This window comes from Mesorhizobium sp. B2-8-5, from assembly GCF_006440675.2.
Classification (GTDB): Bacteria; Pseudomonadota; Alphaproteobacteria; order Rhizobiales; family Rhizobiaceae; genus Mesorhizobium.
In genome coordinates this window covers 3937132-3961329 of sequence record NZ_CP083951.1, presented here as the reverse complement: position 1 = coordinate 3961329, position 24198 = coordinate 3937132, and the positions used below count along the sequence as shown (strand labels likewise).

25 protein-coding genes and 2 tRNA genes are annotated in these 24198 nt (G+C 64.0%); 7 read left to right on the top strand and 20 right to left on the bottom strand.

Translation table 11 applies throughout. The features are described from left to right. Positions 1-235: 235 nt before the first annotated feature. On the bottom strand, positions 236-1396 hold the full coding sequence (locus FJ430_RS19175) for a cysteine desulfurase family protein (protein ID WP_140710296.1): 1161 nt from the start codon (positions 1394-1396) through the stop codon (positions 236-238). A gap of 267 nt (positions 1397-1663) precedes the next feature. Between FJ430_RS19175 and FJ430_RS19170 the strand changes: the two genes are divergently transcribed. Further along, on the top strand, positions 1664-2338 hold the full coding sequence (locus tag FJ430_RS19170) for an alpha/beta hydrolase (RefSeq protein WP_140647795.1): 675 nt from the start codon (positions 1664-1666) through the stop codon (positions 2336-2338). A gap of 26 nt (positions 2339-2364) precedes the next feature. Here FJ430_RS19170 and FJ430_RS19165 read toward each other — a convergent pair whose 3' ends face one another. Further along, the gene (locus FJ430_RS19165; RefSeq protein WP_140710294.1) at positions 2365-3234 is read right to left on the bottom strand and encodes a phosphatase PAP2 family protein; all 870 of its coding nucleotides are present in this window, start codon (positions 3232-3234) and stop codon (positions 2365-2367) included. Between the two features lie 47 nt (positions 3235-3281). Continuing rightward, the gene (locus FJ430_RS19160) at positions 3282-4925 is read right to left on the bottom strand and encodes an ArnT family glycosyltransferase (RefSeq protein WP_140710292.1); all 1644 of its coding nucleotides are present in this window, start codon (positions 4923-4925) and stop codon (positions 3282-3284) included. A 222-nt stretch (positions 4926-5147) separates the two neighbouring features. On the opposite strand from FJ430_RS19160, the gene tyrS reads away from it, so the two are divergent. Further along, on the top strand, positions 5148-6401 hold the full coding sequence (gene tyrS / locus FJ430_RS19155) for a tyrosine--tRNA ligase (RefSeq protein WP_140710290.1): 1254 nt from the start codon (positions 5148-5150) through the stop codon (positions 6399-6401). Between the two features lie 32 nt (positions 6402-6433). Here tyrS and FJ430_RS19150 read toward each other — a convergent pair whose 3' ends face one another. Beyond that, positions 6434-7378: a LysR substrate-binding domain-containing protein gene (locus tag FJ430_RS19150; RefSeq protein ID WP_140710288.1), complete on the bottom strand. Its 945-nt coding sequence runs from the start codon at positions 7376-7378 to the stop codon at positions 6434-6436. A 292-nt stretch (positions 7379-7670) separates the two neighbouring features. Between FJ430_RS19150 and FJ430_RS19145 the strand changes: the two genes are divergently transcribed. Continuing rightward, complete coding sequence (locus tag FJ430_RS19145) at positions 7671-8954, top strand: pyridoxal phosphate-dependent decarboxylase family protein (protein ID WP_226891788.1); 1284 nt, start codon at positions 7671-7673, stop codon at positions 8952-8954. Between the two features lie 80 nt (positions 8955-9034). Here FJ430_RS19145 and FJ430_RS19140 read toward each other — a convergent pair whose 3' ends face one another. Then, a complete protein-coding gene (locus tag FJ430_RS19140) occupies positions 9035-12436 on the bottom strand; it encodes a DUF3971 domain-containing protein (protein ID WP_140710284.1) in 3402 nt (1133 codons plus the stop codon). Between the two features lie 95 nt (positions 12437-12531). Between FJ430_RS19140 and FJ430_RS19135 the strand changes: the two genes are divergently transcribed. Next, a complete protein-coding gene (locus FJ430_RS19135) occupies positions 12532-12999 on the top strand; it encodes a peroxiredoxin (protein WP_140647802.1) in 468 nt (155 codons plus the stop codon). A gap of 140 nt (positions 13000-13139) precedes the next feature. Then, entirely contained in the window at positions 13140-14420 is a 1281-nt protein-coding gene (locus tag FJ430_RS19130) for a M23 family metallopeptidase (protein ID WP_140647803.1), read from the top strand. Positions 14421-14437: 17 nt separating this feature from the next. Here FJ430_RS19130 and FJ430_RS19125 read toward each other — a convergent pair whose 3' ends face one another. Further along, on the bottom strand, positions 14438-15664 hold the full coding sequence (locus FJ430_RS19125) for a M20 metallopeptidase family protein (protein ID WP_140647804.1): 1227 nt from the start codon (positions 15662-15664) through the stop codon (positions 14438-14440). Then, positions 15651-16829, bottom strand: a complete 1179-nt coding sequence (locus tag FJ430_RS19120) for a M24 family metallopeptidase (RefSeq protein ID WP_140647805.1) — start codon at positions 16827-16829, stop codon at positions 15651-15653. Before FJ430_RS19120 ends, FJ430_RS19125 begins: the two co-directional genes overlap by 14 nt. Before the next feature lie 379 nt (positions 16830-17208). Here FJ430_RS19120 and FJ430_RS19115 point away from each other — a divergent pair, with 379 nt between their 5' ends. Then, complete coding sequence (locus tag FJ430_RS19115) at positions 17209-17748, top strand: hypothetical protein (RefSeq protein ID WP_319022984.1); 540 nt, start codon at positions 17209-17211, stop codon at positions 17746-17748. 80 nt (positions 17749-17828) lie between these two features. Here the strand turns inward: FJ430_RS19115 and FJ430_RS19110 are convergent. Continuing rightward, a tRNA-Val gene (locus FJ430_RS19110) sits at positions 17829-17904 on the bottom strand. A 218-nt stretch (positions 17905-18122) separates the two neighbouring features. On the opposite strand from FJ430_RS19110, the gene FJ430_RS19105 reads away from it, so the two are divergent. Beyond that, positions 18123-18199, top strand: a tRNA-Asp gene (locus tag FJ430_RS19105). A 14-nt stretch (positions 18200-18213) separates the two neighbouring features. On the opposite strand, the gene FJ430_RS19100 is transcribed toward FJ430_RS19105, so the two are convergent. The 12 genes from FJ430_RS19100 to FJ430_RS19045 all read right to left on the bottom strand — a co-directional run bounded on the left by FJ430_RS19100 (position 18214) and on the right by FJ430_RS19045 (position 24056). Then, positions 18214-18789 (bottom strand): GIY-YIG nuclease family protein, encoded by a 576-nt coding sequence (locus FJ430_RS19100; RefSeq protein WP_140711136.1) that lies wholly within the window; start codon positions 18787-18789, stop codon positions 18214-18216. Continuing rightward, on the bottom strand, positions 18786-19988 hold the full coding sequence (locus FJ430_RS19095) for a hypothetical protein (protein ID WP_140711135.1): 1203 nt from the start codon (positions 19986-19988) through the stop codon (positions 18786-18788). Before FJ430_RS19095 ends, FJ430_RS19100 begins: the two co-directional genes overlap by 4 nt. Next, complete coding sequence (locus FJ430_RS19090) at positions 19981-20271, bottom strand: hypothetical protein (protein WP_140711134.1); 291 nt, start codon at positions 20269-20271, stop codon at positions 19981-19983. Before FJ430_RS19090 ends, FJ430_RS19095 begins: the two co-directional genes overlap by 8 nt. Beyond that, positions 20268-20987, bottom strand: a complete 720-nt coding sequence (locus tag FJ430_RS19085) for a hypothetical protein (RefSeq protein ID WP_210242127.1) — start codon at positions 20985-20987, stop codon at positions 20268-20270. Before FJ430_RS19085 ends, FJ430_RS19090 begins: the two co-directional genes overlap by 4 nt. Further along, positions 20984-21355: a DUF4031 domain-containing protein gene (locus FJ430_RS19080; RefSeq protein ID WP_140711133.1), complete on the bottom strand. Its 372-nt coding sequence runs from the start codon at positions 21353-21355 to the stop codon at positions 20984-20986. The genes FJ430_RS19085 and FJ430_RS19080 overlap by 4 nt, the downstream gene beginning before the upstream one ends. Continuing rightward, positions 21352-21651, bottom strand: coding sequence for a hypothetical protein (locus FJ430_RS19075; RefSeq protein WP_140711132.1), 300 nt, complete (start codon positions 21649-21651; stop codon positions 21352-21354). Before FJ430_RS19075 ends, FJ430_RS19080 begins: the two co-directional genes overlap by 4 nt. After that, a complete protein-coding gene (locus FJ430_RS19070) occupies positions 21648-22775 on the bottom strand; it encodes a phage Gp37/Gp68 family protein (RefSeq protein ID WP_140711131.1) in 1128 nt (375 codons plus the stop codon). Before FJ430_RS19070 ends, FJ430_RS19075 begins: the two co-directional genes overlap by 4 nt. Continuing rightward, positions 22768-22917, bottom strand: a complete 150-nt coding sequence (locus FJ430_RS19065) for a hypothetical protein (RefSeq protein ID WP_181175612.1) — start codon at positions 22915-22917, stop codon at positions 22768-22770. The genes FJ430_RS19070 and FJ430_RS19065 overlap by 8 nt, the downstream gene beginning before the upstream one ends. Next, the gene (locus FJ430_RS19060; RefSeq protein ID WP_140711130.1) at positions 22917-23216 is read right to left on the bottom strand and encodes a hypothetical protein; all 300 of its coding nucleotides are present in this window, start codon (positions 23214-23216) and stop codon (positions 22917-22919) included. The genes FJ430_RS19065 and FJ430_RS19060 overlap by 1 nt, the downstream gene beginning before the upstream one ends. Next, entirely contained in the window at positions 23213-23452 is a 240-nt protein-coding gene (locus FJ430_RS19055) for a hypothetical protein (protein ID WP_140711129.1), read from the bottom strand. Before FJ430_RS19055 ends, FJ430_RS19060 begins: the two co-directional genes overlap by 4 nt. A gap of 5 nt (positions 23453-23457) precedes the next feature. After that, on the bottom strand, positions 23458-23691 hold the full coding sequence (locus tag FJ430_RS19050; RefSeq protein WP_140711128.1) for a hypothetical protein: 234 nt from the start codon (positions 23689-23691) through the stop codon (positions 23458-23460). Between the two features lie 83 nt (positions 23692-23774). Further along, positions 23775-24056: a hypothetical protein gene (locus FJ430_RS19045; RefSeq protein ID WP_140711127.1), complete on the bottom strand. Its 282-nt coding sequence runs from the start codon at positions 24054-24056 to the stop codon at positions 23775-23777. Between the last annotated feature and the right edge of the window lie 142 nt (positions 24057-24198).

Below are 24198 nucleotides of genomic sequence, written 5' to 3'. Positions count from 1 at the left end.
GTTCTCCATCCACGCCGGGGTCAAGGCCCGGCAGTTTTCAAACTATGGCACCGCCGAAATCGCGTCCCACGGAGGGACTCGCAGCGGAGTAAGTTCCATATAGTGCGTATCGGCCGGAAATTCACCCGGCCAGGACAAAACGCACGGCTCTACCAGGCCCTAAAGCCTGAATTCGTTTTCGAGCAGCGGAAATCCGAGGCCGCAAGGCGTTTCTCGTTCCGATGCTCCGCCGTCCTCAGGCGGCTTCTTCCTTGCCCGCGCGGCGGGCGACGATGCCGGCCAGTGCTGTCCGGAAGGCCTCGATATCCTCGGCGCCGGTCGCCCGACCGATCGAGACCCGCAACGCGCCCAGGCTGTCGCCGTGGCCCATCGCCTTCAGCACATGGCTTGGCCCGACTTTTCCCGACGAGCAGGCCGAGCCCGCCGACAACGCGACGCCGGCAAGATCGAAAGCGATCTGCGCCGTCTCGGCCTTGATGCCGGGAATAGCGAAGAATGTCGTGTTGGCAAGCCTGCGAGCGCCATTTCCGAAGATTTCCGCGTCCGGCGCCAGTTCGGTCACGATGGCTTCAATCTCATCGCGGCGCCGCGAAACGGCATCGACATCGTCCAGGCCTGCAAGGGCAACCCGCGCGGCTGCGCCGAAACCGGCGATCCCGGCGACGTTTTCCGTGCCTGCGCGATGGCCCTTCTCCTGGCCGCCGCCATTGACCAGCGGCCGCGGCATCATCAAATCGGACGCGGCAACGATCGCGCCGACGCCCTTGGGCCCACCGATCTTGTGCGACGACAGGATCAGGTAGTCGGCATAAGGAATTGACATATCGAGCGGAATCCGCCCGGCGGCCTGCACGGCGTCGACAACCAGCACCCCGCCCGCGGCCTTGACGATCTCGCCGATGCGCCCGACCGGCTGGACGACGCCGGTCTCGTTGTTGGCGGCGTGGATCGCCACCAGCGGCAGCCCGGCGGCCTTGTCATGCGCGGCAAGCGCGGCAGAAAGCGCCTCGATATCGGCAATGCCGTTCCGGTCGACGCCGATCTTCGTCACTTGCGCCGGCGAAAACCGCCCGCCATTCAGGATGCAGGGATGGTCGGCCGCAGAGACATAGAGGTGGCACATGCGCACCGAGCCGCGCCCCATCTGCCAGTCGGGCCCAAGCAGCGTCGAGGCGGCTTCGGTGGCACCGGAGGTGAAGACGACATGCTCTGGTCTGGCGCCGACCAACCGTGCCACGTCGCGGCGCGCGTCCTCGACCAGCCGCCGCGCCGCGCGGCCTTCGGTGTGAACGGATGACGGGTTGGCGGCATCGAGCGCGGCGACCATCGCCGCCCGCGCTTCCGCAATGAGCGGCGCGCTGGCGTTGTAGTCGAGATAGGCGCGGGTTGCGGCCATTTTCGCTCAGTTCGTCCTTTCGCCAACTATCCCACGAGGATAGCGCGTTATTTCCTTGAAATTGCAAGGCAAGCCGTCCTATTTACCCGGCTTGCGGCGCGGGCGGCCGAACCATCGGGTTTCGGCCTCCCAGTTTTGAACAATTCTAAACTAGCTTCTAGGAAGACGCTTGCCCGGCGTCAAGGCCACAGAAGGTGTGGGACCTCGGGAGAGTTGGGGCCAGAAGAGTTCCGGGCTAGCGCATTCATATGCCACGTGGAGTATTTTATGCCTGAGGTCATTTTCGCCGGTCCGGCCGGTCGCCTGGAGGGACGCTATCAGCCCTCGAAGGAAAAGAGCGCCCCGATCGCCATCGTGCTTCACCCCCACCCGCAATTCGGCGGCACGATGAACAACAAGATCGTCTACGACCTCTTCTACATGTTCCAGAAGCGCGATTTCACCACGCTGCGCTTCAATTTCCGCGGCATCGGCCGCAGCCAGGGCGAGTTCGACCATGGCACCGGCGAATTGTCGGACGCGGCCGCCGCGCTCGATTGGGTGCAGTCGCTGCATCCGGATTCGAAGAGTTGCTGGGTCGCCGGCTATTCCTTCGGCTCATGGATCGGCATGCAGCTTTTGATGCGCCGGCCGGAGATCGAAGGTTTCATCTCGGTCGCGCCGCAGCCCAACACTTATGATTTCTCGTTCCTGGCGCCCTGCCCGTCGTCCGGCCTCATCATTCATGGTGATGCCGACAAGGTGGCGCCGCCGAAGGACGTGCAGGGGCTGGTCGACAAGTTGCACACCCAGAAGGGCATCACCATCACGCAGAAGACGATTCCTGGCGCCAACCACTTCTTCGCCAACGATTCCGAACTGCTCATCCACGAATGTGCCGACTATCTCGACCGACGACTGGCGGGCGAGCTGGCCGATCCGAGGCCGAAGCGCCTGCGCTAGGCACGCTGGCTGCCCAATCCGGGCGCCTAATGGGTCTGCGTTTGGTCGACGCTTATCTGGCCGTCCTCAGCCGGGCCGGCCATCGAAACCCTGCCTCTTGGCGCGTTGGACGGCTTCAGCCGGAATGTCCGCTTGCGCACGGGCAGCTTCGAGCTCGTCTGGCCGAAGATGAAGCCGAGCCGGGCGAACACCAGCCCCGAGACCACCGCAAACGCCAGCCCGAGGCCGAAACCCGCAACCGTGTCGCTTGGATAGTGCGCGCCAACGAAGACGCGTGTCGAGGCGATGCAGGCCGTGACCGCCAGCGCGATAGTCCAGCGCCGCGGGAACAGCAACAGCAGGATGCCGAACACCGCGCCCATCGTCGTGGCATGGCCGGAGGGGAAACCGGCAAAGCGCGCGTCCATGGCGAAGGGATGCAGCGACAGCACGCCGAAACTGTCGAAGTAAAGCGGCCGGGCCCGGCCGATGCCGTATTTCAGGACGTTGACGGCAAGGCCGGACAGGCCGACCGCGCAAAGCACCAGGAAGGCGAAACAGGTCCAGTTATAGACAAGCATCCGCCCGTCCCTGGACAGGCGACGCCAGTCCGTCAGGTTGGCGACGACGAGGCAGAGCGCCGACGGAATGAGGTACCAGCCGCCCAGGCCGAACTGCGTAAAGAAATCCGTGAAGCGCGCGAAGCCGGGTGACCATTCGCCGCGCATCTCGCCGGCGCTGGCGTCAAGGCGCAGGAAAACCGCCACGATGAGCAGCAGCCAGGCCAGCAGCCAGACACCCCACAAAATTCGCGGATAACGCGCCGGGCGCACGGCAAAGCGCCGCCTCACGATCGACATCGTGTCGCGGAAATTGCCGAGCGAGCGGCGGTAAGGGGCAAGGGGCGCGGCGGACATGGCTTTAGCGCGTGCTCATAGGGACATTCGATATCCGACGCTATTGTTCACGGCGCCACCCGATAAAGCCCCAGCGACAGTCTGTCTCCTGACGAATAGTTGATGCCGACGATCTCGGTCAGCCGCTTCGCCGACTTGCCCTGGGCGGTCAGCACATCGGCAAGCTTCTGCTCGTCCTTGATCGGCGCCAGCCCAAGCGCGCAGGACGGATCGGCCAGCAGATGCCGCGCCACGCCCTCGATGTCGGTCAGCACCGTCTTGGTGCCGACCAGGAAGACCAGGCTCGGCTCCTGGAACTTCGCCGAGGCAAGCACGGTGGTGTCGCAAAGGCGGTTGGCGTCGATGGCGGCCTTGACGGCGGGGCTGAGCCAGATCGGCTTCAGCGACGGCGCGATGACGCCGAACAGCAGGCTGAAGGTGATGCCGGCGCCAACCGCGATCGCTGCGATGCGGCCAAGTGGCACCTGCAATTGTCGCGGGAAGGCAAGATAGCCGGTGACCAGAGCGGCGATCGCCGCCGGAATGCTCCACCAGGAAAAAGCCTTGGCAAGATAAAGCGGCGCGCCGACGCAGACCACGGCCAAGCCGATCGCGACAACGGCAAGGCCGAAGGCGGTCGCCCACCAAAGCCATGTCTCCCAGCGCTTGAGCGGCGCGTTGGCCTGGTCCGCCGGCAAGGTGAGCAGCCAGCCGATCAAAAGCGCCATGCCTGGATAGGCCGGCATCACATAATGCGGCAGCTTGGTCGGGATCGCCTCGAACACCAGCCAGAACGGAATGTACCAGGCGAGGCAGAAGCGCAGGCGCGGATCGTCCCAAAAACGGTTGATGGCCTGCAGCCCGGCGCCGACCGCGATCAGCCCGAAGGGCCACATGAACAGCGAATAGGTCAGCATGTAGAAGCCGGGCGGCAGGCCGTGCGATTCCTCGCCTTGCGCCACCTTGTTCAACATGTCCTTGCCGACCGCTTCCTGGAAGAAGGCACCGCCGCTCTTCCAGCTGATGAGGACGATCCATGGCAGCACGATCACGAGCACGATCACGACGCCGCGCACCAGCTTCATCTTGAGCAGCCAGCGCCAGTCGCGGTCGAAGGCAATAAGCGCCGCGGCCGTGAGCAGGGACAAGAGCGGCGAGACAGGTCCCTTGATGAGGATGCCGAGCCCCTGCGCAATCCAGAAGATCCAGGGCAGATGCCCGTGTACCGGCTCGTTGCGCTTTGCCGCCCAATAGACCTGTGCCAGCGCGCCTTGCGCCGCCACGCAGCATGCGAGCAGCATCGCGTCGGTCTTGGCGTCGCGCCCCTCGAAGGCGGTGGCGAAGATCGCCGCCATCATCAGGCCGGCGGCCAGCCCGGCATTGGCGCCGAAGAGTTTTGTCCCGGTCCAACCGACGCCGACGACGGCCAGCGCGATGCCCAGCATCGAGACCAGGCGATAGACCCAGATCGGCGCCGCGGCCCCCTCGCCGCTCAACGCGACCGCCGCCGATTGCAGCCAGTAGATGCCGATCGGCTTTTTGTAGCGCGTGACATCCTGCAGGCGGATGTCGACATAGTCGCCCGTCTCGACCATCTGCTTGGTCGCCTGGACGAAGCGGGATTCATCGCGGTCGACCGGCGGCAGGCTGGCCAGCCCACTGACGGTCATGACGATGCTGAACAGAAAGAGGAAGAGGTAGTTCCTGTTCATCGCGGGAGCTTTTCCGATCTGAAACTGCGGGATGGCCCCGTCGCGGCGCGCTTGTTTTGCGCGGCGCTTCATTACGCCAGCAAAAAGGGTGAAGCAAGGACGGCGCCGCCGCGCTGATCGGACGCAAAACCGGATTCCACTTTTGCTGTCCGCGGTTGGATGCTAAACGCGCGCCTTCATATCAAGCATGGCCAAGCGCCCGGCGATCTCCAGGAAGAAAAAATGTCCGTCTTCAAATCCGATTTCCTGCGCATCATGAGCGAGCGCGGCTTCATCCACCAGATTTCGGATGAATCCGCCCTCGACCAGCTTTTCGCCAAGGAAACGGTGAGCGCCTATATCGGCTTCGATGCCACCGCCAAAAGCCTGCATGCCGGGTCGCTGATCCAGATCATGATGCTGCACTGGCTGCAGCAGACTGGCCATCGGCCGATCGCGCTGATGGGCGGCGGCACCTCGATGATCGGCGACCCGTCCTTCAAGGACGAGGCGCGCAAGCTTTTGACCCCGCAGGACATCGATGACAACCTCGTCGGCATCCGCCGCAATTTCGCGCCTTACCTGAAGTTCGGCAACGGCCCGGGCGACGCGGTCATGGTCAACAATGCCGACTGGCTGATGCAGATCAACTACGTCAACTTCCTGCGCGATGTCGGCCGGCATTTTTCCGTCAACCGCATGCTCGCCTTCGATAGCGTGAAGCTGAGGCTCGACCGCGAGCAGTCGCTGTCCTTCCTCGAATTCAACTACATGATCCTGCAGGCCTACGACTTCGTCGAACTCTACAAGCGCGTCGGCTGCCGGCTGCAGATGGGCGGCTCGGACCAGTGGGGCAACATCGTCAACGGCATCGATCTCGGCCACCGGATGGAGGGTGTGCAGCTCTTCGCCATGACCACCCCGCTGCTCACCACCTCGTCCGGCGCCAAGATGGGCAAGTCGGCTTCCGGCGCGATCTGGCTCGATGGCGACATGCTGAGCCCCTACGAGTTCTGGCAGTACTGGCGCAACACCGAGGACGCCGATGTCGGGCGCTTCCTGAAGCTCTACACCACGCTGCCCCTGGACGAGGTGGCGCGGCTGGCGAAGCTCGGCGGCTCGGAGATCAACGAAGCGAAGAAAATCCTCGCCACCGAGATCACCGCCATGCTGCACGGCCGCGAAGCCGCCGAGACCGCGAGCGAGACCGCGCGCAAGACCTTCGAGGAAGGCGCGCTCGCCGACACGCTGCCCAGCGTCGAGGTAGCCAAATCGGACCTCGAAGCCGGGATTGGCATCCTGGCGCTGTTCGTGAGCGCCGGGCTGGCCGGCTCGAACGGCGAAGCGCGCCGGCATATCCAGGGCGGCGCCGTGCGCATCAACGACCAGGCCCTGACCGACGACCGGCGCGTCGTCACCCTTCAGGACCTCGGTCCGGAAGGTGTCGTGAAGCTTTCGCTCGGCAAGAAGAAGCACGTGCTGGTCCGGCCGATCTGACCAGGGCCCATTCGAATCTGCACGATCAATCATCAGCTTTGGTGATTGTGGTCCGCCGAGATCCGTGCACTCCGGCTCGCAAGATCGAAATATGTTCGGATGTGGTCCGCAACTGTAGAGACAAGTTCGCTCAATGCGTGGGGACTGCGCCTCAGGTCCAAGCTACAGGATCCAATAGGGGGAAGTCCGTATTCCAATCCGAATGGCACTATGCCCGGCGGCAGAGTTACGAGGGGTAAGGGGGAAATCGCCTCGCCCGTAAGTATCGATGCGATCTGGCCGGCAAAACTGTTGCTCGTGTGGACTACTCGGTAGGATATGCGCGCTCGATCAAGCGCGTTGATGGCCGCCCTCCGCCAAGGACATGTGAGCGGAGCAATCGCAATCGGCAGCGGGCGCTGTCGATGCGCGAGGCCGTCCGGGAGGCCTGCCCACGCAAGCCGATCATGATAGATCCCGCTATCGGTCAGCGCGAGGCCGTCCGCTATGCCCGCCGTGACGACAGCGACGTCGAGTTCGCCGCTGTCCAGCATCGGGACCAGGGCATTGCTCACGCGGCAGGTCACATCGATCTCGACCTGCGGGCACGCGACAGCCAGGCCCTTTAGCATCGAAGGCAGGAACGCTGCCGCGTAGTCGTGCGGTATGCCCAGTCGTACCTTGCTGTCGTCTGAGAGACGATTGAAGCGCTGCATCACCTCTTCAGCGATTCCGGTAATGCGCCTCGCATATGTGAGAAGCGCCTCGCCTGTCGGTGTCAAGACTATCGAGCGGCCCTTGGGCGCGAATATCCTCTGTCCCATCTGGCGTTCAAGCTTCTTCATTTGCATGCTGATCGCCGACGGGGTCCGGTGCATTACTTGCGCGGCGCCGACGAAGCTGCCGGTATCGGCAACTGCCTGCAAGCTTCGCAGGAGCGAACTTTCCAGCTCCTGAAGAATATCCGAACTCGGCAATGAGTGCGTGCGCTTGAGCATGGTAGCAGGCGTTATTCGCCAAACTTGCTGATGCCCCAGCTAAATCTTTTTCGTTTGTCGAAGCAATTGGGATCGATGAAAGTAATCCGCGAGGGCCAAACCTCCTTTGGGTCTCCATCTCGTCGAAAGGGCCCAGGTCATGAGCGCCGCGCTAGAACTTGCTTGCCAGGCGGCAGGTGAATGGATCAGGGGGTTGGATACCCGGCCAGTTGGAGCCACGGCGGCCTTGCCGGAGCTCCGGCGATCTTTTGGCGGTCCCTTGCCTGCGCATGGCCTAGGCGCGGAGGAAGTCGTGCGGACACTGGCAAGGGACGCCGCCCCCGGAATGCACGGCAATGCGGGTGGACGTTTTTTTGCCTGGGTGTTTGGCGGTGGACTGGAATCCGCGCTGGCGGCAGACTGGCTCGTCGCCACATGGGACCAGAACGCCGCGCTTTATTCCGCCAGTCCTGCCTCAGCAGTGATCGAAGAGATCGCCGGAGAATGGATCAAGGAGTTGCTCGACCTACCACGTGACGCTTCTTTCGCGTTCACCAGCGGTTGCCAGATGGCGCATGTCACGGGCCTTGCCGCGGCGCGGTTCGGGCTGCTTGAGCGCGCCGGCTGGAACGTCGAGGACGACGGACTGTTTGGTGCGCCCGCGATACGCGTGCTGACCAGCGACCAACGGCACGTCACCATAGACCGTGCGGTGCGCTTCCTGGGCATCGGCCGCAACGCCCTTGAAATGTTGCAAACCGATGAGGATGGGCGCGTCCCTGCTGCCGCGCTCGACAGAGCGCTTTCGAGTGGCTCCGGGCCGACCGTCCTCGTACTCAACGCCGCCGACCTGAACATCGGCGCGTGCGATCCGTTCAAGGAGTTGATCCCGCTGGCACACTCGGTCGGCGCCTGGGTTCATATCGACGGGGCCTTCGGCCTGTTCGCACGTGCAAGCGGGACATACCGCGATCGGCTCGACGGTGTGGAATTGGCGGACAGTTGGGCGACCGATGCTCACAAATGGCTGAACGTTCCCTTCGATTGCGGCATTGCCATAATCCGGGATCGCACGGCGCATCGCGCGGCGATGACATCGAGCGCGTCATACGTCGCGCCGACATCCACAGCGCGCGACCAGTCGGACTGGAACCCGGAATACTCCCGCCGCGCGCGCGGGATTCCCGTTTACGCCGCGCTGAGGGAACTCGGCCGCAGCGGCGTAGAGGCTCTGGTCGACCGCTGTTGCATGCATTGCGCCGACATCATCGACGGGATTGGCGAACTGCCGGGTGCGCAGATACTTGCACGGCCCACACTTAATCAGGGCCTGGTCCGGTTCGGCCGACCGGGAGCGTCACCCGAGGAAAACGACGCTTTCACGGACGAGACAATTCGAAGGATCAACGAGACCGGCGAAGCCTTCTTCTCGAGTACAACCTGGCGCAACCGTCGCGCCATGCGGGTCAGCGTGGTTAACGCGCGCACCACCGAGTCGGACGTCAGGCGTGCGATTGCGGCCGCGACAAGCGTATTGCTGCGGAATTTTGACGAGAGCGTCGCGAATCGAGCGAGCAATCGCGACAGCAATGGCTAGCAAGGTTCATGGTCGTGAATTCGGCCCAGGCGAACGAGCCTCCGATCGATCTCGATGGCTGAGCCGGTTGATGTTTGGTCTCAACGATACTCGAAGATCGAGCGGAATATGCCTGGCGCCACAACCGATAGCGGATTGATGTTGAGCGTCGGCTTGTTTGCGTTGCCGCGCAGCCGATAGGTGACGCCGATCAGTCCGCGGTCGCGTCCGTTGCCGAGCAGCGGCCCGAACAGTGGCAGCTCGCCGAAGATGCGATTGAGACCATAGACCGGCATGAAGGTCCCGGTCATGTCCATGTTGTTGTTCGGGTCGTAAAGCGTGCCCTGGAAGGTCGTGCCGATGCGCGGGCCGCGCAGCAGGCCGTTCGCCAGTTTCAGATAGCCGGAACCCTTGTCGATCTCGGCAAAGCCGCGCTCGAACTGCACCCTCGATGTATCGATGTTGCCTTTGACGGCTTCGTTCAGGCTGCGTGTATCGCCGGCCGGCGTTGTCGACACGATCGAAGCCAGCTTGGGCTCGTTGACCACATAGAAATTGCTGGCATCCACCTGCCCCTTCATCGGCCCGTCGCCGGCGCCCGAGAGCGACAGCGTGATCGCGCCGCCTTCCATATGCTCGTAAACGTTGAGGAAACGCAGGATCGCGCCGGCATCGGCCGACTTGACCCGAAGCGAGCGGCCGCCCTCGCTGGTGGTGTTGTTGATCGCGATCGCGGCGCCGGAGCTTGCCGCGGCCGTGACGTTGAGCCCGTTCACGCGCGATCCGGCGGCGCTGTATTCGAGCTTGAGGTTGGAGAGCACTTCGTCATGGAAACCGGCCAGCGATGCCACATCGGCGCTCACCGTGATCGCACCGTTGCCGGCGCCCTTCGTGGCGGTATCGACATCCGAGGTGAACTGCTTGATCAGCGAGCGGGCGTCGAGCGACGCGCCGCTGACATCGACAGCGTAGCTCTTGCCGGAACGCTTGACCGAAACGGCAACGTCGTCGCCTCTGTTCAACGCGACTTTGCTGAAGCGGGCCGCGGACAGCGAGCCGTTGACCAGCGTCACATTGCCATCGATCGAGAAGCTTTTTCCGCCGAGATCGAAATCCGTCAATGTGGTGGTGCTGCCGGACTTCGCCATGTCGAAAGCGACCTTGGCGGGAATGCCGGCGCCCTTGCTCCAGCCTGCCCAGGGAATGTCGAGCCTGGCGTTGGTCAGGTCCGCCGAAACCTGCTGGGCGCCCTCGCCGCTCTTGTCGATCGCCACCTTGATGGTTCCCGAAAGCAGGTCCGACAGGCCGGGCATGCTGGCGTTGCGCGTCTTGTCGTCGAGGACCAGTGTAACCTTGCGTCTTCGCGCCGGCCCGTCGTTGGCAAGCGGCTCGATCAGATCGAGTTCGGCCGGAATGCCGTTGAGCTTGGCCTCGGCGGAAATCACCGCCTGCTTTGGCCCGACGGTGATTGAGCCATCGGCGTCGGTCACCGTCTGGTCCTCGAACGGCTTGGCCAGCGACAGGTTTTGATAGTCGAGCGAAACCAGCCAATCGAGCGTCGAGGTGTCCATGCCCCTTGTCAGCGGAATGTCCGCCCTGACGTGGCCGGTGAGGGTGCCGGACAGGTCTTCCGGCGCCAGTCCGACATGGCGCATGGCATTGATCGGCTCGTAGGAGGCGAGCTCGGCGATCGCCGGCGCCTCACCCGCGACGTCGATGTCGAGCTTGCCGACCACAATCGGCAGGTTCGCGTTCTTGATCGTCAACGTGCCGCCGCTTGCCGCCACGGTGCGGCCGCTCGGCATATAGACGCTGCCCGAGGAGAGCGTGATGTCGACATCGTTGCCGTGGAACGCGACGACGCCGGCGGCGTCGCGGACCGGCGGGATGCGCCCGGCGGTATCGAAGCGCGATCCCTCGATCTGGAAACGGCCGAACACTTCGTCGCCGGTAAGCGGCACGCCGTTGCCCAGGCGCCCCGGCACGACCTGGAACTGCAGATTGGCGTCGGTCACCGTGCCGCCGAACAGATTCCCCAACACCCAAAGCCGCGCATTGCGGGCCGAGAACCACGGCCATAATTGCTTGACATGCGAAACCGGCATGTCGTGCACGTTGAGCGACAGCGATACGCCTGGCGGGCCGTTGTCGATGAAGGCGACAGTGGCCGCGCCCAGCACCTCGCCCGATCCGCCGGAGCGCACGCCGATCTGCTCGGCGACGAGCTTGCGGCTCTTTGGCTGGTAGACTCCGGCGATACGGGCCAGGAACTGAAGCGCCGGTTCCGGCGATTCCGAAGGCGCCAGCGTCGAACCGTCGCTGGTGAGGTCATAGCGGTAGGCGGGCTCCTCCCCCGCCACTGCCGGCTTCGGCCCGATCGATCCGGCGAGGTCGAAGCTGGAGCGGCCGCTCCTGATCCGCAGCCGGTCGACCGAGATCTTGTTTGAACCGGCCACCAGCGTGGCATCGGCATCGACATCGGTCGGCAACAGCCCGCGTTCGTCCAGGTCGAGCACCGAACCGTCGAGCGAGAGCGAAGCCGCCAGGCGCGATGGGCTGTCGCCCGACGCTTCCGAGCCGGAAAGCTTCAACGCGATCGAACCCAGTCTGGCGCCATCGGCCGCCGGGGCGACCTCGGTCGAACTGCCCTCGCCGAGGGCGCCTTCTATCTCAAGGTTGGCGTCCAGCGACGAAATGCGCCTGGCCGTCGCATCACGCGTCGCCGAGGCGGTCAAGGTCGCGCGCCGGCCATCGACAACGGCATCATAGGAGGCCTGCATGCTTCCCGTACCGGTCTGAGCGACGGTCGCCGAGGCGACGGTAACGCGCTTAACCAGCCCGGTGTCAGGCAGTTCGAACTCGACATTGCGCAGATCGATCTGGCGCATCGAGTCCTCGCGCACCGCATCCAGCGCGTCATTGACGCCTGAAAACACCGCCGCCGACAGTTTCTCCGGGTCGACAAGGCCGTCCTCGTTGCGCAGCGCCGCCGTCCAGTCGCCGCCGCCGGAGGGCATGGCGGCCACCACGATGCGGGCGTCGGAAAATCTGGCGCTGGTCAGCCTGACATCGCCGGAAAGCAGCGGCAGCAGGCGCATGCCGAAACGCACGCGCCCGATATCGGCCATCGGCTTGCCGTCGGCCGTCTTCAGGCTGACATCGTTCACCTGCAGGGCGACGAAGCTCGACCCATCGAGCGTCAGCCGCGCCGCGCCGACAGTGACTTGGACATCGACGCCGGCCAGCTTCTCGATGGCGGTCTCCGCCTCGGTCCGGAGGCGCTCCGTGCCGATACCGGAGGCGCCGAGGACATAGACGCCCGCCGCCGCCAGAAGCACGAGCGCGCAAAGTCCGGCAAACATCCGGCCGAGGGTGCGGAAACGCCGCCGCACCGCTGCCCGGCCGAGCGGCGGCACACTGCACGCGGACGGAAGCCTCGCCAGGTCGGTGATCTCGTCACGCCTGAACCTGATCTTCTCGTGCTGCGGTTCTTCCTGATCCAAGCAATATTCCGTTGTGACGAACTCGTCGTGGACGAATCCCCGCTTCACGTTATATCGATGATTTCCCGCGCGTAACCGCAAACAAGGGCATCGATATGGCTGATCTCGACGTGGGCGACGCAGCGCCCCAATTCGATCTTCCGCGTGACGGCGGCGGCTCTTTCAGCCTCGCCGCGCTCCGGGGTAAGCCGGTTGTACTCTACTTCTATCCGCAGGACGACACCACAGGTTGCACCGCCGAGGCCATCAGCTTCTCGCAGTTGAAGCCGGAGTTCGAGAAGGCTGGCGCCGTGGTGATCGGGCTGTCGCCCGATAGCGTGAAGAAACACGACAAATTCAAGGCGAAGTACGATCTCACCGTCGATCTCATCGCCGACGAGGAGCGCAAAGTGATCGAGGCCTATCAATTGTGGGTCGAGAAGACGATGTACGGGCGCAAATATATGGGTGTCGAGCGCGCCACATTCCTGATCGGCAAGGATGGGCGGATCGCCCGCGTCTGGCGCAAGGTTCGCGTCAAGGGCCACGCCGAAGAAGTGCTTGAGGCCGCGCGCGCGCTCTGAGCCGCCGACACGTCCTATCACAACCCGGCACTCGCGATGCTGGCAAAGATTGCGCCGAGATCCCGGCCGGCAAAACTTTGTTAACCCTAATAATGTGTAATCAGGCTTGTCGTTGGTCCCGTAACGAAAGCTTGGTCCCCGTGAAACCAACCGGTCAGTCAGCTGTCTTCGGCAGGCGTAAGGAACCGCACACGGTCATCATCGCCCGGGGCAACGAGATAAGGCATTTCACCATCCGCCCCTGGCTCGCCGCCTTCATCGGCTCGGCCCTGGCGGCGATCGCCATCGGCTATTTGCTCGCGACTTCCTATCTGGTGCTGCGCGACGACCTGATCGGGGCCACGACAGCAAGACAGGCGCGCATGCAGCAGGCCTATGAGGACCGCATCTCGGCCCTTCGCGCCCAGGTCGACCGCATCACCAGCCGCCAGCTTCTCGATCAGCAACTGATGGAGACCAAGGTCAGCGAGCTGCTGGCCAGGCAGACCCAGCTCAGCGAGCGGCACGGACGGCTTGGGCCGATCCTCGAGCGCGCCGAGAACGAGGTCGGCGACGTTCCCGCGACGAGCGCAGCGGCGCCTAAGCCCGACGCAAATCCAGAGGTCACCGGCAGCCTTTCGCAGGCGCCGACCTATTCCGTCGCATCCTTGAGCGCCGGTGACACCAGGCCATTCTCGCTCTGGTCGACAAGATCCGACCCGCTTGACGGCGAAACGGCCGCCGACCGCGCCGACAAGCTGTTCGTCTCGATCAATACGTCGCTGAAGGCCATCGAGAACCAGCAGCTTTCGCGCATCACCACGCTTGCCGACAACGCCTACAAGAATGCCGACGCCATCGCCCAGGCGCTGGAAGCGGCGGGCCTGCCGGTCGACAGCGAGTTCGGCAAGAGCGACGTCGGCGGCCCACTGGTTCCGATTGATCCCTCGATGGTTTTCGACAGCAAGGTCAAGGAACTCGACGAGGCACTCGATGCGCTCGATGGGGTCAAGAAGGAGGCGCGCAAGCTGCCGCTCGCCAACCCCGCTCCGGGCCATACGGTGACCAGCCCGTTCGGTGTGCGCACCGACCCGATCCTCGGCACCGCCGCCTTGCATACGGGAATGGATTTCAGGGCGCCGATCGGCATGCCGGCCAAGGTCACGGCCGCCGGCACCGTCACCAGGGCCGGGTGGGCCGGCGGCTACGGCCGCATGGTCGAGGTCGACCACGGCAACGGCTTTGCCACACGTTACGGGCATTTGAGCGAGATCGATGTAAGTGTCGGCCAGAAACTCGCCGCCGGCGAGGTCATCGGCAAGACCGGCAGCAGCGGCCGTTCGACCGGGCCGCACCTCCACTACGAAGTGCGTCACGACGGCGAGGCGGTCGACCCGCTGCGCTTCCTGACTGTCGGCAAGAAGGTCGCGCAGTACCTCTAACAGATTGGCGGTCCTCGCTAGACGCCAGGATTCTCCTGCCCGGCCAGGTACATCGTTGCCGCGGAAACCAACGTAAGGACGCCGTTCTTCAATGCGGCCTCGTCGACGCGAAACCTGGAATGGTGAAGCGGATAGACCGATCCGACCTCCTCGTTGCGGATGCCGAGCCGGAAATAGACCGACGGACGCTTCTCGCTGTAGTAGCCGAAGTCATCGGCGATGCTCCAGCCGGGCACGGTGAGGACATTGTCCGCGCCGATGCTGGCCTTGGCGCTGGCAAGGATCAGTTCGGCCATTTCGGCATCGTTGACGACGCCTGGTTCGCCGCGATGGATGTCGACCTTCACCTTGGCGCTATGGCTGACCGCTACGCCCTCCAGCACCTCGCGAACCCGGCGCCAGGCGCGCTCCCGGGTGGCATCATTGCCGCTGCGTATTGTGCCTTTCAACGCGACCTTGCCGGCGGTGACATTGTAGGCATTGCCGCCATTGATGGCGGTCACCGAAATGACCAGCGGATCATAGGGATCGGTCTCGCGCGAGACGATCTTCTGCAATTCGCTCACCATGGAGCAGGCGACAGTCAGCGCGTCGACACCTTCATAGGGTTTAGCCGCATGCGCCGCCGAGCCGGTGACCAGCACGTCGAACGTGTCGCATGCCAGAGTGTACGGCCCGGAGCCGACGGCGACCTTGCCGGAAAGCGTGTATGGATCGACGTGGACGCAGATCGCCGCGTCGACGTCGTCGAGAAGTCCCTCCTCCACCACCCGCTTGCCTCCTGACGGCTCGTCTTCCTCGGCCGGCTGGAAGATGAGCCGAACGGTCCCGCCGAAACTTTCGCGTGAGCGATGCAGATGCGCTGCCACCGCAAAGCCCATCGCGGCATGGGCGTCGTGGCCGCAGGCATGCATCACGCCTGAATTTTCCGACGCATAATCGACGCCGGATTCCTCTTCGATCGGCAAGGCGTCTATGTCGGCGCGAATGGCGAGCTTGCGGTTGGACGGCCTGCCGGTGCCGACGATATCGACTGCAAGCCCATAGCCGGCGACGTCGCGGATGTCGGCGATACCTTCGCTTGCCAGCATCTCCCGCAAATAGCGTTGCGTGCCCGCCTCGCGGTTTGAAAGCTCCGGGTAACGATGCAAGTGACGGCGGATCTCGATCATCCGATCGAGAATTCCGGCATCGATGTCGGCCGCGGTATCGCTTGCTGAAGACGGCCGGTCAGGCTTTGACATGGATATCCCGCGGGAACTTCGTCAGCGTCTCGTTGCCAGTATCGGTCACCAGAATGGTCTCGCTGATCTCGATGCCCCAGCCGTCCATCCACATGCCCAGGATGGAGTGAACGACATTGCCGGCTTGGAGCACCGTCTTGTCGCCGGATCTCAGGCTGATCGTATGCTCGCCCCAATCCGGTGGATAGGCAACGCCGATGGAGTACCCGATGCGCGATTCCTTCTTCAGCCCGTGGCGCTGGATGACCTTGCGCCAGGCGGCTTCGACCGCTTCGGCGGCCGTGCCCGGCCGCACCGTTTCGAGCACCGCATCCATGCCCTCGATCACAGCCTTTGCCGTGTCCGCGACGCGGGTCGGCGTCTTGCCGAGCTGCATCGTCCTGGCGAGCCCGGCGGCATAGCGGCGGCAGACGCCGGCTAGCTCAAGCGCGATCGTTTCGTCCTTTCCGAACCGCCGGTCGCTCCACATGATGTGCGGCGCGGAAGCGTTTTCGCCGCCGAGGATCGTCGGCGGCAGCGCCGTGATATCGCCGGCAAAATCGGGACTTCCGGCAATCTGCGCCGCCTGGATGGAAGCAATCGCATCGCATTCGCGCACACCCGGCGCAATGACTTCGTAGGCCCGCGCGACCGCCGCCTCAGCTAGCCTCGATGCCTTACGCAGATAAGCGATTTCCGGCGCCGACTTCACCGCGCGGATCCAATTCACGAGCAGGTCAGCGTCGTGCCATTTCGCATTGGGCAATCCGGCGACGAGCCGCGCATGCGCCTTTGGCGAAAAATAATAGGCTTCGAGCTCGATGCCGATATCGCGGCTGCCCCAGCCCTTGGCGACGATCCACGCCGCGATCCAGTCCATGGGATGCCGATCGGCGCGCTGGACATGGTCCTCCGGAAATCCGACCACGTTTTCCGGCTTCATCCAGGCCGTCAGCAAGCCGCCGGCCGCATCCATGGCGCGGCCGATCCAGACAGGCTCGGCATCCTCGATCGGAACAAGCACCACCTGCGGCGTGTAGAACGACCAGCCGTCATAGCCGGTGATGTAATGCTGGTTGGCGACGTCGTTGACGATCAGGAGTTCGATGCCGCGCTTTGCCATCTCGGCGCGGATTTTTGCGAGCCGCTGCTGGTACTCTTCGCGGGCAAAAGGCAGTTCAATCATCTTTTCTCCTCACCGGATCGATCTGGTCGGGGACGAGCCGCGGCTTCCCCTGCCGCCCACCATCGCGGTGGTTTTGACGGTCGGCAATCGGCCAGGTCAACGCATAGGCAGGGCCTGTCCCGATGATTGCCCCTCGCTCCTGGCCGGTAAGGCCGTGGCACCCCTGATCCTGACACGGCAGCGACTTGTCCGCAGCTCCCGGCCGATGGCTTGAGCGCCGAACGCGATCGAAGCCCAAAAGCTCGATGTCGGCTAAGGCGACCGGCAGACGGCCGTCAAAGTGCTTGCCTGACAGCTCCCGACAGCAATCAGGCATTCATCGCGCATTTAGTCGGTCTGCGATAGGATGCCTGCGTACAACCAAACCGGGAGACAATTCGTGTTAAAAACTTTTCGCGTCTCGATCCGAACGATGCTGGCCTTCATGTGTCTGGCCGGGCTGGTCGCCGCGGCGTCCGCCCTTTTCCCCACCTCGGCCTCGGCGCAGCAGCTGCGGCGATGCGCCGATGAAGGCGGCATATGCCGCTTGCCCTATCCCACGGAGGTCGTTTACGGCGCACGGGGTCGAACAACCTCGCGGTTTTTCGATCGTCAGTCCGTGCCCTGCTCGAATCGCCTTTTTGGCGACCCCGCTCCCGGCCGCGACAAGGCCTGCTATTTCGTGGCGCGCGGCGGCGGTTATGGCGATGACAACAATTACGGGGACAATGATTACGGCTCACGCCCGGACCGCGGCGAATGGGTAGCCTGCGCCAGGGAGGGCGAGTTCTGCGGTTTCCGCGGCCGCGCGATGGTCAGATACGGCGCACGTGGCCAATACACGCAGAATGTTTTCAGAAACGGCGTCCGCTGCGGCAACAACGCTTTCGGCGATGATCCCGCGCCGGGCGCCCACAAGCGCTGTTACGTGAGGCAATAGCGGCCTGAACCCGGCTCTCGACAAGGTGGCGGCCCGGCAAGGGCCGCTGCCGCATTCTGCGTTCTGCTTGTCCGGCGGACTGGTGGGCGATGACGGGCTCGAACCGCCGACATCTTCGGTGTAAACGAAGCGCTCTACCAACTGAGCTAATCGCCCGCTTGAGCGCGGACCTTTAAGCAGTTAGGGCCGTATTCGCAAGGCCAAATGAACGGACGGCGTGCGCCCTGCAGTGCGGATTTTCCCAGGCTCAATGGCGCTGTCAAAAAACCTTCTCCTGATTGCTATAATGCTTGAATACCGCGCTTGACACCCGCAGGCGAACCCCTTATCCAGCGCCCCAACGACGAACACGGCTGACACGTGCTCGTCAGTGCGCGGGTGTAGCTCAGTCGGTTAGAGTGCCGGCCTGTCACGCCGGAGGTCGCGGGTTCGAGCCCCGTCACTCGCGCCAGTCTTTTCAAGGACTTAGGCAGAAGCGCCATTTTCGGAAGTTGAAACTTTACCTGGGGTGGTTTCAACTTTTTGTGCTTCGTCTGTTCCGGGAAACTGTTTTTCATCACCGTCATGAACGACGTGGCCGGCCATCGCCGAGCGCATGATCGTCATTCGAATCGGGCGGCTGGCGACAAACCATTCGCCGTTTCTGCGATAGGAGCCGAACCGACTATGGAGGCGCTTTTCGTCTTTCCGAGTGCCCTTGAGGATCAGGCATAGGTCGTAATCCTCCGGCATCGATGTTCGCAGGTTGCTCGTCCTCTCAAGTGGAGTTGTCGAGAAGCCGATCTTGATTCGGTCACCGCTGCGCAAGAAATAGACGTAGCCGCGCGCATCGTCATTGGCTATCGGCGCCGACGCTGGCTCCTTCTTTGCGGCGATGCGCAGGCTCTCCCAGCGCTCGTTCCACTCCGCGGCTATTGCATGCGCCTGCGGGCCGTCCGGCCCGCATCTGACGATCGAGAGGCCGAGAGCCTTCATCTTCGGGGTCGGGCACCAATAGCCATGTCCCTTGATGACGCGATAATAGCGGATGCGGACCTTCATTTGCCCTTCGCCTCTCCGCTGGCCAGTTTCATCGGCCGATATTCATTGAGCTCTTTGCCGAGCGCCTTGCGGCCGGCGCGACGCGACAGGTCGGCCGCGCGAACCGCGGCCAGGTTGACCGGCATATAGGTCTTCTGCAGCGCCTTGCTCTCGTCGATCGAGTTGCCCATCTTGGCCGCGATGGCCTCGACGGACGCGCCGCCGGCATTGGCCTCGACCGCGCCGGAACGCCGCATGTCCATCAGCCGGCGCTTTTCATTCTCCCCGAACACCAACCTGCGGACGTCGGCGAAATCGTCGACAAGGCTGTCCTTCGTATAGGGCACGCCGGCGCGCGGGCGTCCGCCCTTCGGCCCCGGCGCGAAGCCGCGCGAGCGAAAGATCGGTGCATCGTCGAGCAAGGTGAAGCCGAGCTGCTCGACATAGGCGAGCACCAGGCGCTGCGTGCGCCGCGACAGCGTGCCGAAGGCGCTCTCGCCGCTCTTGGTGCGCGCGATCAGAAAACCCCATTCCTGCGCCGTCTGCATCGCCTGCGCCGGCGTCAGCGTGCGCACGTCGACCGGCGAGAAGCTGGTGTCCCAGGCGACGGCGATGATGCAGGCGAGACCCTTGAAGCCGGCGCGCCAGGCGCCCTTCACCAGCCGCACGACCTCGCCGGCTGTCCAAATCTGGTTGCGGGCATTGGGCGTCTTGCGGCGGATCGCCAGCGACGGATCCGCCTTCGGCGCGCAGAGCTTCATGCCGGCCATGACATTGTAGAGCGCGCGCCACGTCTTCATGGCGCGATAGGCGGTGTCGACGCCCTTGGCGCGCAGCAGGCGCGCATACCAGTCGTCGAGCAGCTCGAGGGTTATGTCGGCCGGCGGCAGGTCGGCGAAGTACGGCTCGATGAAAGCCCAGCCCCGCTCCCAGTCTTCGCGTGTGCGCGGCGGCCGGCTCTTCCATGCTTCCATGCGCCGGTAGCGCGCGAAGGCGTCGCCGATGGAATCCTTGGGCCAGGCGTCGAGCCGCGGCGGCTCCCTGCCCTTCCTGAAGGCCTGCCAGCGATCTTCCCATTCCTTGGCGATCGCCCATGCGTCCGGACCGTCCACGCCACAGGGAATGCATTCGAAGCCGGCTTCCATCATCTTCGGCGTCGGCAGCCAGTAGCCGTATTTGCCCTTGCGGATGACGTAGTGCTTCAGCTTGATCTTAGCCAAGGGTCGCCAGCCTCGCCTTTGCGATTTCGGCGCTAGACTGCGCGGTCGCGGGCTGGCCGGCAAGACCCGAGCGCCTGTCCTGCCAGGCGTCGATCGCCACCATGTCGTAATTGCCGGTGATCGGACAGGCTTTCGGGAACCCCTGCAGTTGCAGCGCCGGCAGCAGCTCGAGGAATTCCGGCAGCGTCAGGTGCAGGTAGCGCGCCGCCTTGGCCGGCGGCACCAGGCGCGGCTGCACCGGGAAGCGGACGGATGACGGCTGCGGCGCATGGGCGTGGGTCACGGCTTGACCTCGTCGATGTTGCGGCGCTCGACGATGAAGAAGACGGCGGCGACCCAAGGATTGACGTCCCAGCCGAAGCCGCGCGCGGCATTGAGACTGTCCCAAAGCAGCGCGTATCCGTCGCGAGCATTCATTGATGCGGCGTCCCAATCCTCGTCTCCGGTCACGGCATAAAAGCGACCGAAGCGTTGGATGCCTTCTGCGATCGCATCGGCCTCGCTGATCTCCTGTAGCCGCTGGACTCGGACATCGGTGACCGTCAGCGTCAGGCGTGACGCCCAGCGCGGCATGTGGAGCGCCGGGTAGTTCCGCGATGTTCTTCCGCCCCAGCCGCCAAGGCTGTGACGAAAGAACTGAACATCGCCGACGCTGGCGATGTGGTGCCGCTCCTCGCGTGGTATCGGGCCATCGGCGAAGTCGTAGCCGACGAGATGGCTTTGAGCGCTGTCATTTGTGCGATGGTGCGCCTCGCGGACGTAGAGCCGATCACCAACCGAGAACGGCAACGCCTCCAGCAGCTCGGAGTGCCGCAAGTCATTCCAGCGCATTTGTTTGTCGCGGAAATGCCAGTCATAGCCGCGCGTGTCGCTGCGGCCGAACTCGGTGACGGCACCAAATCGCCGGAGGCGGCCAAGCACCCGACGCGTCTGCGTCTTGCGTCCTTCGAGCAGCGCGCGAACCATCGGGCCGGAAAAGAGGATCGGGCGGTCGGTCAAAGCAGCCTCCGCTGTTTCGGGTCGGCAGGCTTCGATGCATCACCGAAGCCTTTGGCGCGCAGCTCTGCGATCTGCTTCAGCTTCGCATCGTTGCCCTTGCGACGGGCCTCGAACTCGATTGGGCCGTATTTGTCGGTCTCGATCGCGCCGGCAGCGATGGCCAGCGCTCGCTTCGACTGCGCGATGTCGAAATGTTCCCAGGATGCATCCATGCCCGGCAGTCCCGTGCCGGCCGGGCGCTGGAACCATTTGCGCTGGACGCCGATGCGGTCGGTCATCGCGAACAGCTCTTCGCGCGTGTCGGCCCACATGTGGCACATGACTATCTTGCCGAAGGGGGCGCGCATGTTGTCGACGTAGACGCTCATGACAGCGCTCCGAGCGGCGGTAGGCCGACAATGTCGCGCGCCTGGTCGAAGGCATCAGGCAGGTGCGCAAGCAAAGCGGCGCGAAGCTCGCCATCCGGCGCCGTCATCGCCAGCGCGCAACCGTATGCGCCGACCATCAGGCCAATAACGAGGGCCTCATACTGGATCTCCGGATCGCGCGAGATCGTCGGTGCCCTGGCCATCGCCTCGCCGAAGGCCGTCGCGATAACCGTCTTGGTCATCTGTGCGATTGCGTCGAACGGATCGTTCCTGTCGAACGGCTTGCGGTTGCTCATAGCGCCGGCACCTCGCGCAGCTCCGGCATGCCGTTGTGCTCGACACCGTCGAGCAGGCGGCCGGCGGCTTTCTTGCCGACTTTCAGGACGTGAGCGTCCTGGTCATAAGGATCGGTGCCAATCAACGTCGCGCCGCAAGCCTGGTTATGCTCGGCGCGTGTCAGCGGCCGGAAAGCGCCCCACTGCTTGAAGAAGAACGGCACGCCAGCGGCGGCGCATTGGTCGCGAATCGAGCGCGGCCAGGCGGGGTGCATCGGTCGCGCGTCCTGGCCGCTCTCGCCGCCGACGATGATCTGGTCGAGGCGAGTGCAGTTCTGGCAGCCGATGCGGCAAGGGACTTCCCATGGCGGGCAACGGTCGCAAAGCGGCCGCAGGTATTTGTAGAAATCAATCGGCCCGAGCAGCGGCTCGGCGGAGACGAATCGGATCGCGGCCGGCGTCGCCAGCAGCTCGGGGATGCGCTCGTCGGCCTCCTGCTGGCGCTCGGCCGAGACGCCTAGCCAGACGTTCTTGAGGGGCCATGTCCAGGTCATGGCCTTGGCATTGCCGTCCTCGGTCCACAGGTCATCATTGTCGGTGTCGACAAGGCCGAGCTTTTCCAGAAACGGTTCGCAGGCGGCGCGGACTTGATCTTCGCGATCTTCTCCGGCCGTCTCGGCCGGGATGTCAATCGTGTCGCCGCCTTGCCAAGCGAGGCGATGTGCTGGCGCCGGTTGCCAGCGTTCGTTCATGTATTCCCGCATGCGCCTGGCGCGCTTGGTCAGCACCTGGAATGTGTGCTGGGGCGCCAGCGCCATGACGGCGAAGACGCGGTCGATCCATGCGTCGGGCACGTCCTCGTGGAACAGGTCGCCCATGGAATTGACGAAGATGCGGCGCGGACGCTGCCAGCGCAGCGGCTCGGTCAGGATCCGCTCGGGCGCCAGTGCCAGCTTGCCGGTCCAAATGGTGTTGCCGTTCACATTCTTCGTAGTGCCGGCGTAGTGCGGCGCGCCGCCCATGGCCTCGATGCGGCCGGCCATGCGCATGGCGTAGCAATGGATGCAGCCGGGCGAGAGGATGGAGCAGCCGACGATCGGGTTCCAGGTGGCATCGGTCCATTCGATGGGCGATTTGTCAGCCACGGTTCACATCCTTCGCGATCTTGATCTTGGTGACGGTGCCGATGTGGCCGGCCTTCTGCGCCTTGGCGGCGGCTTCCTTCGGCGTCTCGGCATCGACGATGAGGCGCTTGCCGTCGGCATAGTGAATGCGGAAGCTGGTCATCAGCGCAGCTCCGCATAGAGCAGGCCGATGGCGGCGACGGCGATCATCAAGCCGATCAGGATGCGGCGGGCGATCGGCGATTCCGCCGGCCGGTCGATGCAGTCCTCTCCGCACATGCATTCGGGGAAATTGCTGCAGCGGATGACGGTTCCGGCATCCGCCGGCGCGAGGGTGTAGCCCGTGGGCAGGTCGACGTGGCGCATGCCGGAAGACAGCATCGAAAAGACCCGGTCCTCTGGTGGGGGCGGCGGTGGCGCCGCGAAATGCGATTCCGGATTGTAGAATTTCCGCTCGTTCATGGCAGCAACCAGCCGAGCGCGAAGAAGGGCGTGGCGAACGCGATCAGACAGGCGAAGGCGAGGCCTGTCGGGCCGTCACCGCCGATCGCGGCGATGACCTTGGCGGGATCGGTGGCGCGCTGAAGGTCGGCCAGGATTTCGGACGGACGGCGCTGGGCCATGAGCTGGCGCGAAATCCACGCCGTGTGCTCCGGCGATTTGGCGGCCTCGGCGATGAGAAGATCGGCGTTGGTCATGGCCGTCACGCCACCCGGCGGACGGCGCGCGCCTTGGCCAGGTCGGCAGCGTCGGCGCTGTGTTCCTTGATCTGGGCACGGGTGAAGCCGGAGTGCTCGGCCAGGCTATCGGCCGTGACGGCGACGCCGTTCATGCCCATCTGCAGCATCTTGTCGGCCATGCGCTCGACGATGCTGCGCTCGACCAGTGCCGGGCCTTTGCGGGTCGGCATGGTTTCGTGGAGTCCGTAGTTGATCATGGGAATGCCTCCATCGCGGAATTGCGAGTGGCGGCAAACTTAAGTGTGGCTTAATTTTAAGTCAAGCTGAATATCAGTGTGGCTTAAGTTTCGGGCGGTCGCCGCTTGGAACTCGGCTTGGCGGCGACAATGGCGAGCGCTGCTTCGGCGAGTTCCATCAGCTTTTCGCGCTGGTTGTCGTCGACCGCGACAAGGAAGGGCCGGAAGATTTCAGCCAGGCGAACGGCCGGGTCGAGACTGAAGGATCTCTCCAGCCGCTCGATGATCTCACGGTTGAGGCTGTTGCGTCCGCGCGCGGCTTCGAGCTGCGCCTTCAGGGCCGGCGGAATGCGGAGATGGAAACTTGGCGGCTCGGGCTGTGGCATCCCCGACTTATGGCCGAAAGCCGATGGTGCCGAAATGGTTCCAGAATGTTCAAATCCGGCACTACCTGTCCCCGCTATCCACAGGGGATTATTACAGGTTGAAACATTCTGTTAATCCGCTGCCAATGCATGTAATCGTACC

Excerpts from the sequence above, each read along its gene's own strand:
- FJ430_RS19050 (WP_140711128.1), bottom strand. The coding sequence starts at position 23,691 with ATGATCAACTACGGACTCCACGAAACCATGCCGACCCGCAAAGGCCCG.
- FJ430_RS19150 (WP_140710288.1), bottom strand. The coding sequence starts at position 7,378 with ATGCTCAAGCGCACGCACTCATTGCCGAGTTCGGATATTCTTCAGGAG.
- FJ430_RS19100 (WP_140711136.1), bottom strand. The coding sequence starts at position 18,789 with ATGAAGGTCCGCATCCGCTATTATCGCGTCATCAAGGGACATGGCTAT.
- FJ430_RS19170 (WP_140647795.1), top strand. The coding sequence starts at position 1,664 with ATGCCTGAGGTCATTTTCGCCGGTCCGGCCGGTCGCCTGGAGGGACGC.
- tyrS (WP_140710290.1), top strand. The coding sequence starts at position 5,148 with ATGTCCGTCTTCAAATCCGATTTCCTGCGCATCATGAGCGAGCGCGGC.
- FJ430_RS19175 (WP_140710296.1), bottom strand. The coding sequence starts at position 1,396 with ATGGCCGCAACCCGCGCCTATCTCGACTACAACGCCAGCGCGCCGCTC.
- FJ430_RS19045 (WP_140711127.1), bottom strand. The coding sequence starts at position 24,056 with ATGCCACAGCCCGAGCCGCCAAGTTTCCATCTCCGCATTCCGCCGGCC.
- FJ430_RS19060 (WP_140711130.1), bottom strand. The coding sequence starts at position 23,216 with ATGAACGAGCGGAAATTCTACAATCCGGAATCGCATTTCGCGGCGCCA.
- FJ430_RS19080 (WP_140711133.1), bottom strand. The coding sequence starts at position 21,355 with ATGAGCGTCTACGTCGACAACATGCGCGCCCCCTTCGGCAAGATAGTC.
- FJ430_RS19135 (WP_140647802.1), top strand. The coding sequence starts at position 12,532 with ATGGCTGATCTCGACGTGGGCGACGCAGCGCCCCAATTCGATCTTCCG.
- FJ430_RS19075 (WP_140711132.1), bottom strand. The coding sequence starts at position 21,651 with ATGAGCAACCGCAAGCCGTTCGACAGGAACGATCCGTTCGACGCAATC.
- FJ430_RS19065 (WP_181175612.1), bottom strand. The coding sequence starts at position 22,917 with ATGACCAGCTTCCGCATTCACTATGCCGACGGCAAGCGCCTCATCGTC.
- FJ430_RS19120 (WP_140647805.1), bottom strand. The coding sequence starts at position 16,829 with ATGATTGAACTGCCTTTTGCCCGCGAAGAGTACCAGCAGCGGCTCGCA.
- FJ430_RS19125 (WP_140647804.1), bottom strand. The coding sequence starts at position 15,664 with ATGTCAAAGCCTGACCGGCCGTCTTCAGCAAGCGATACCGCGGCCGAC.
- FJ430_RS19055 (WP_140711129.1), bottom strand. The coding sequence starts at position 23,452 with ATGACCAACGCCGATCTTCTCATCGCCGAGGCCGCCAAATCGCCGGAG.
- FJ430_RS19165 (WP_140710294.1), bottom strand. The coding sequence starts at position 3,234 with ATGTCCGCCGCGCCCCTTGCCCCTTACCGCCGCTCGCTCGGCAATTTC.
- FJ430_RS19160 (WP_140710292.1), bottom strand. The coding sequence starts at position 4,925 with ATGAACAGGAACTACCTCTTCCTCTTTCTGTTCAGCATCGTCATGACC.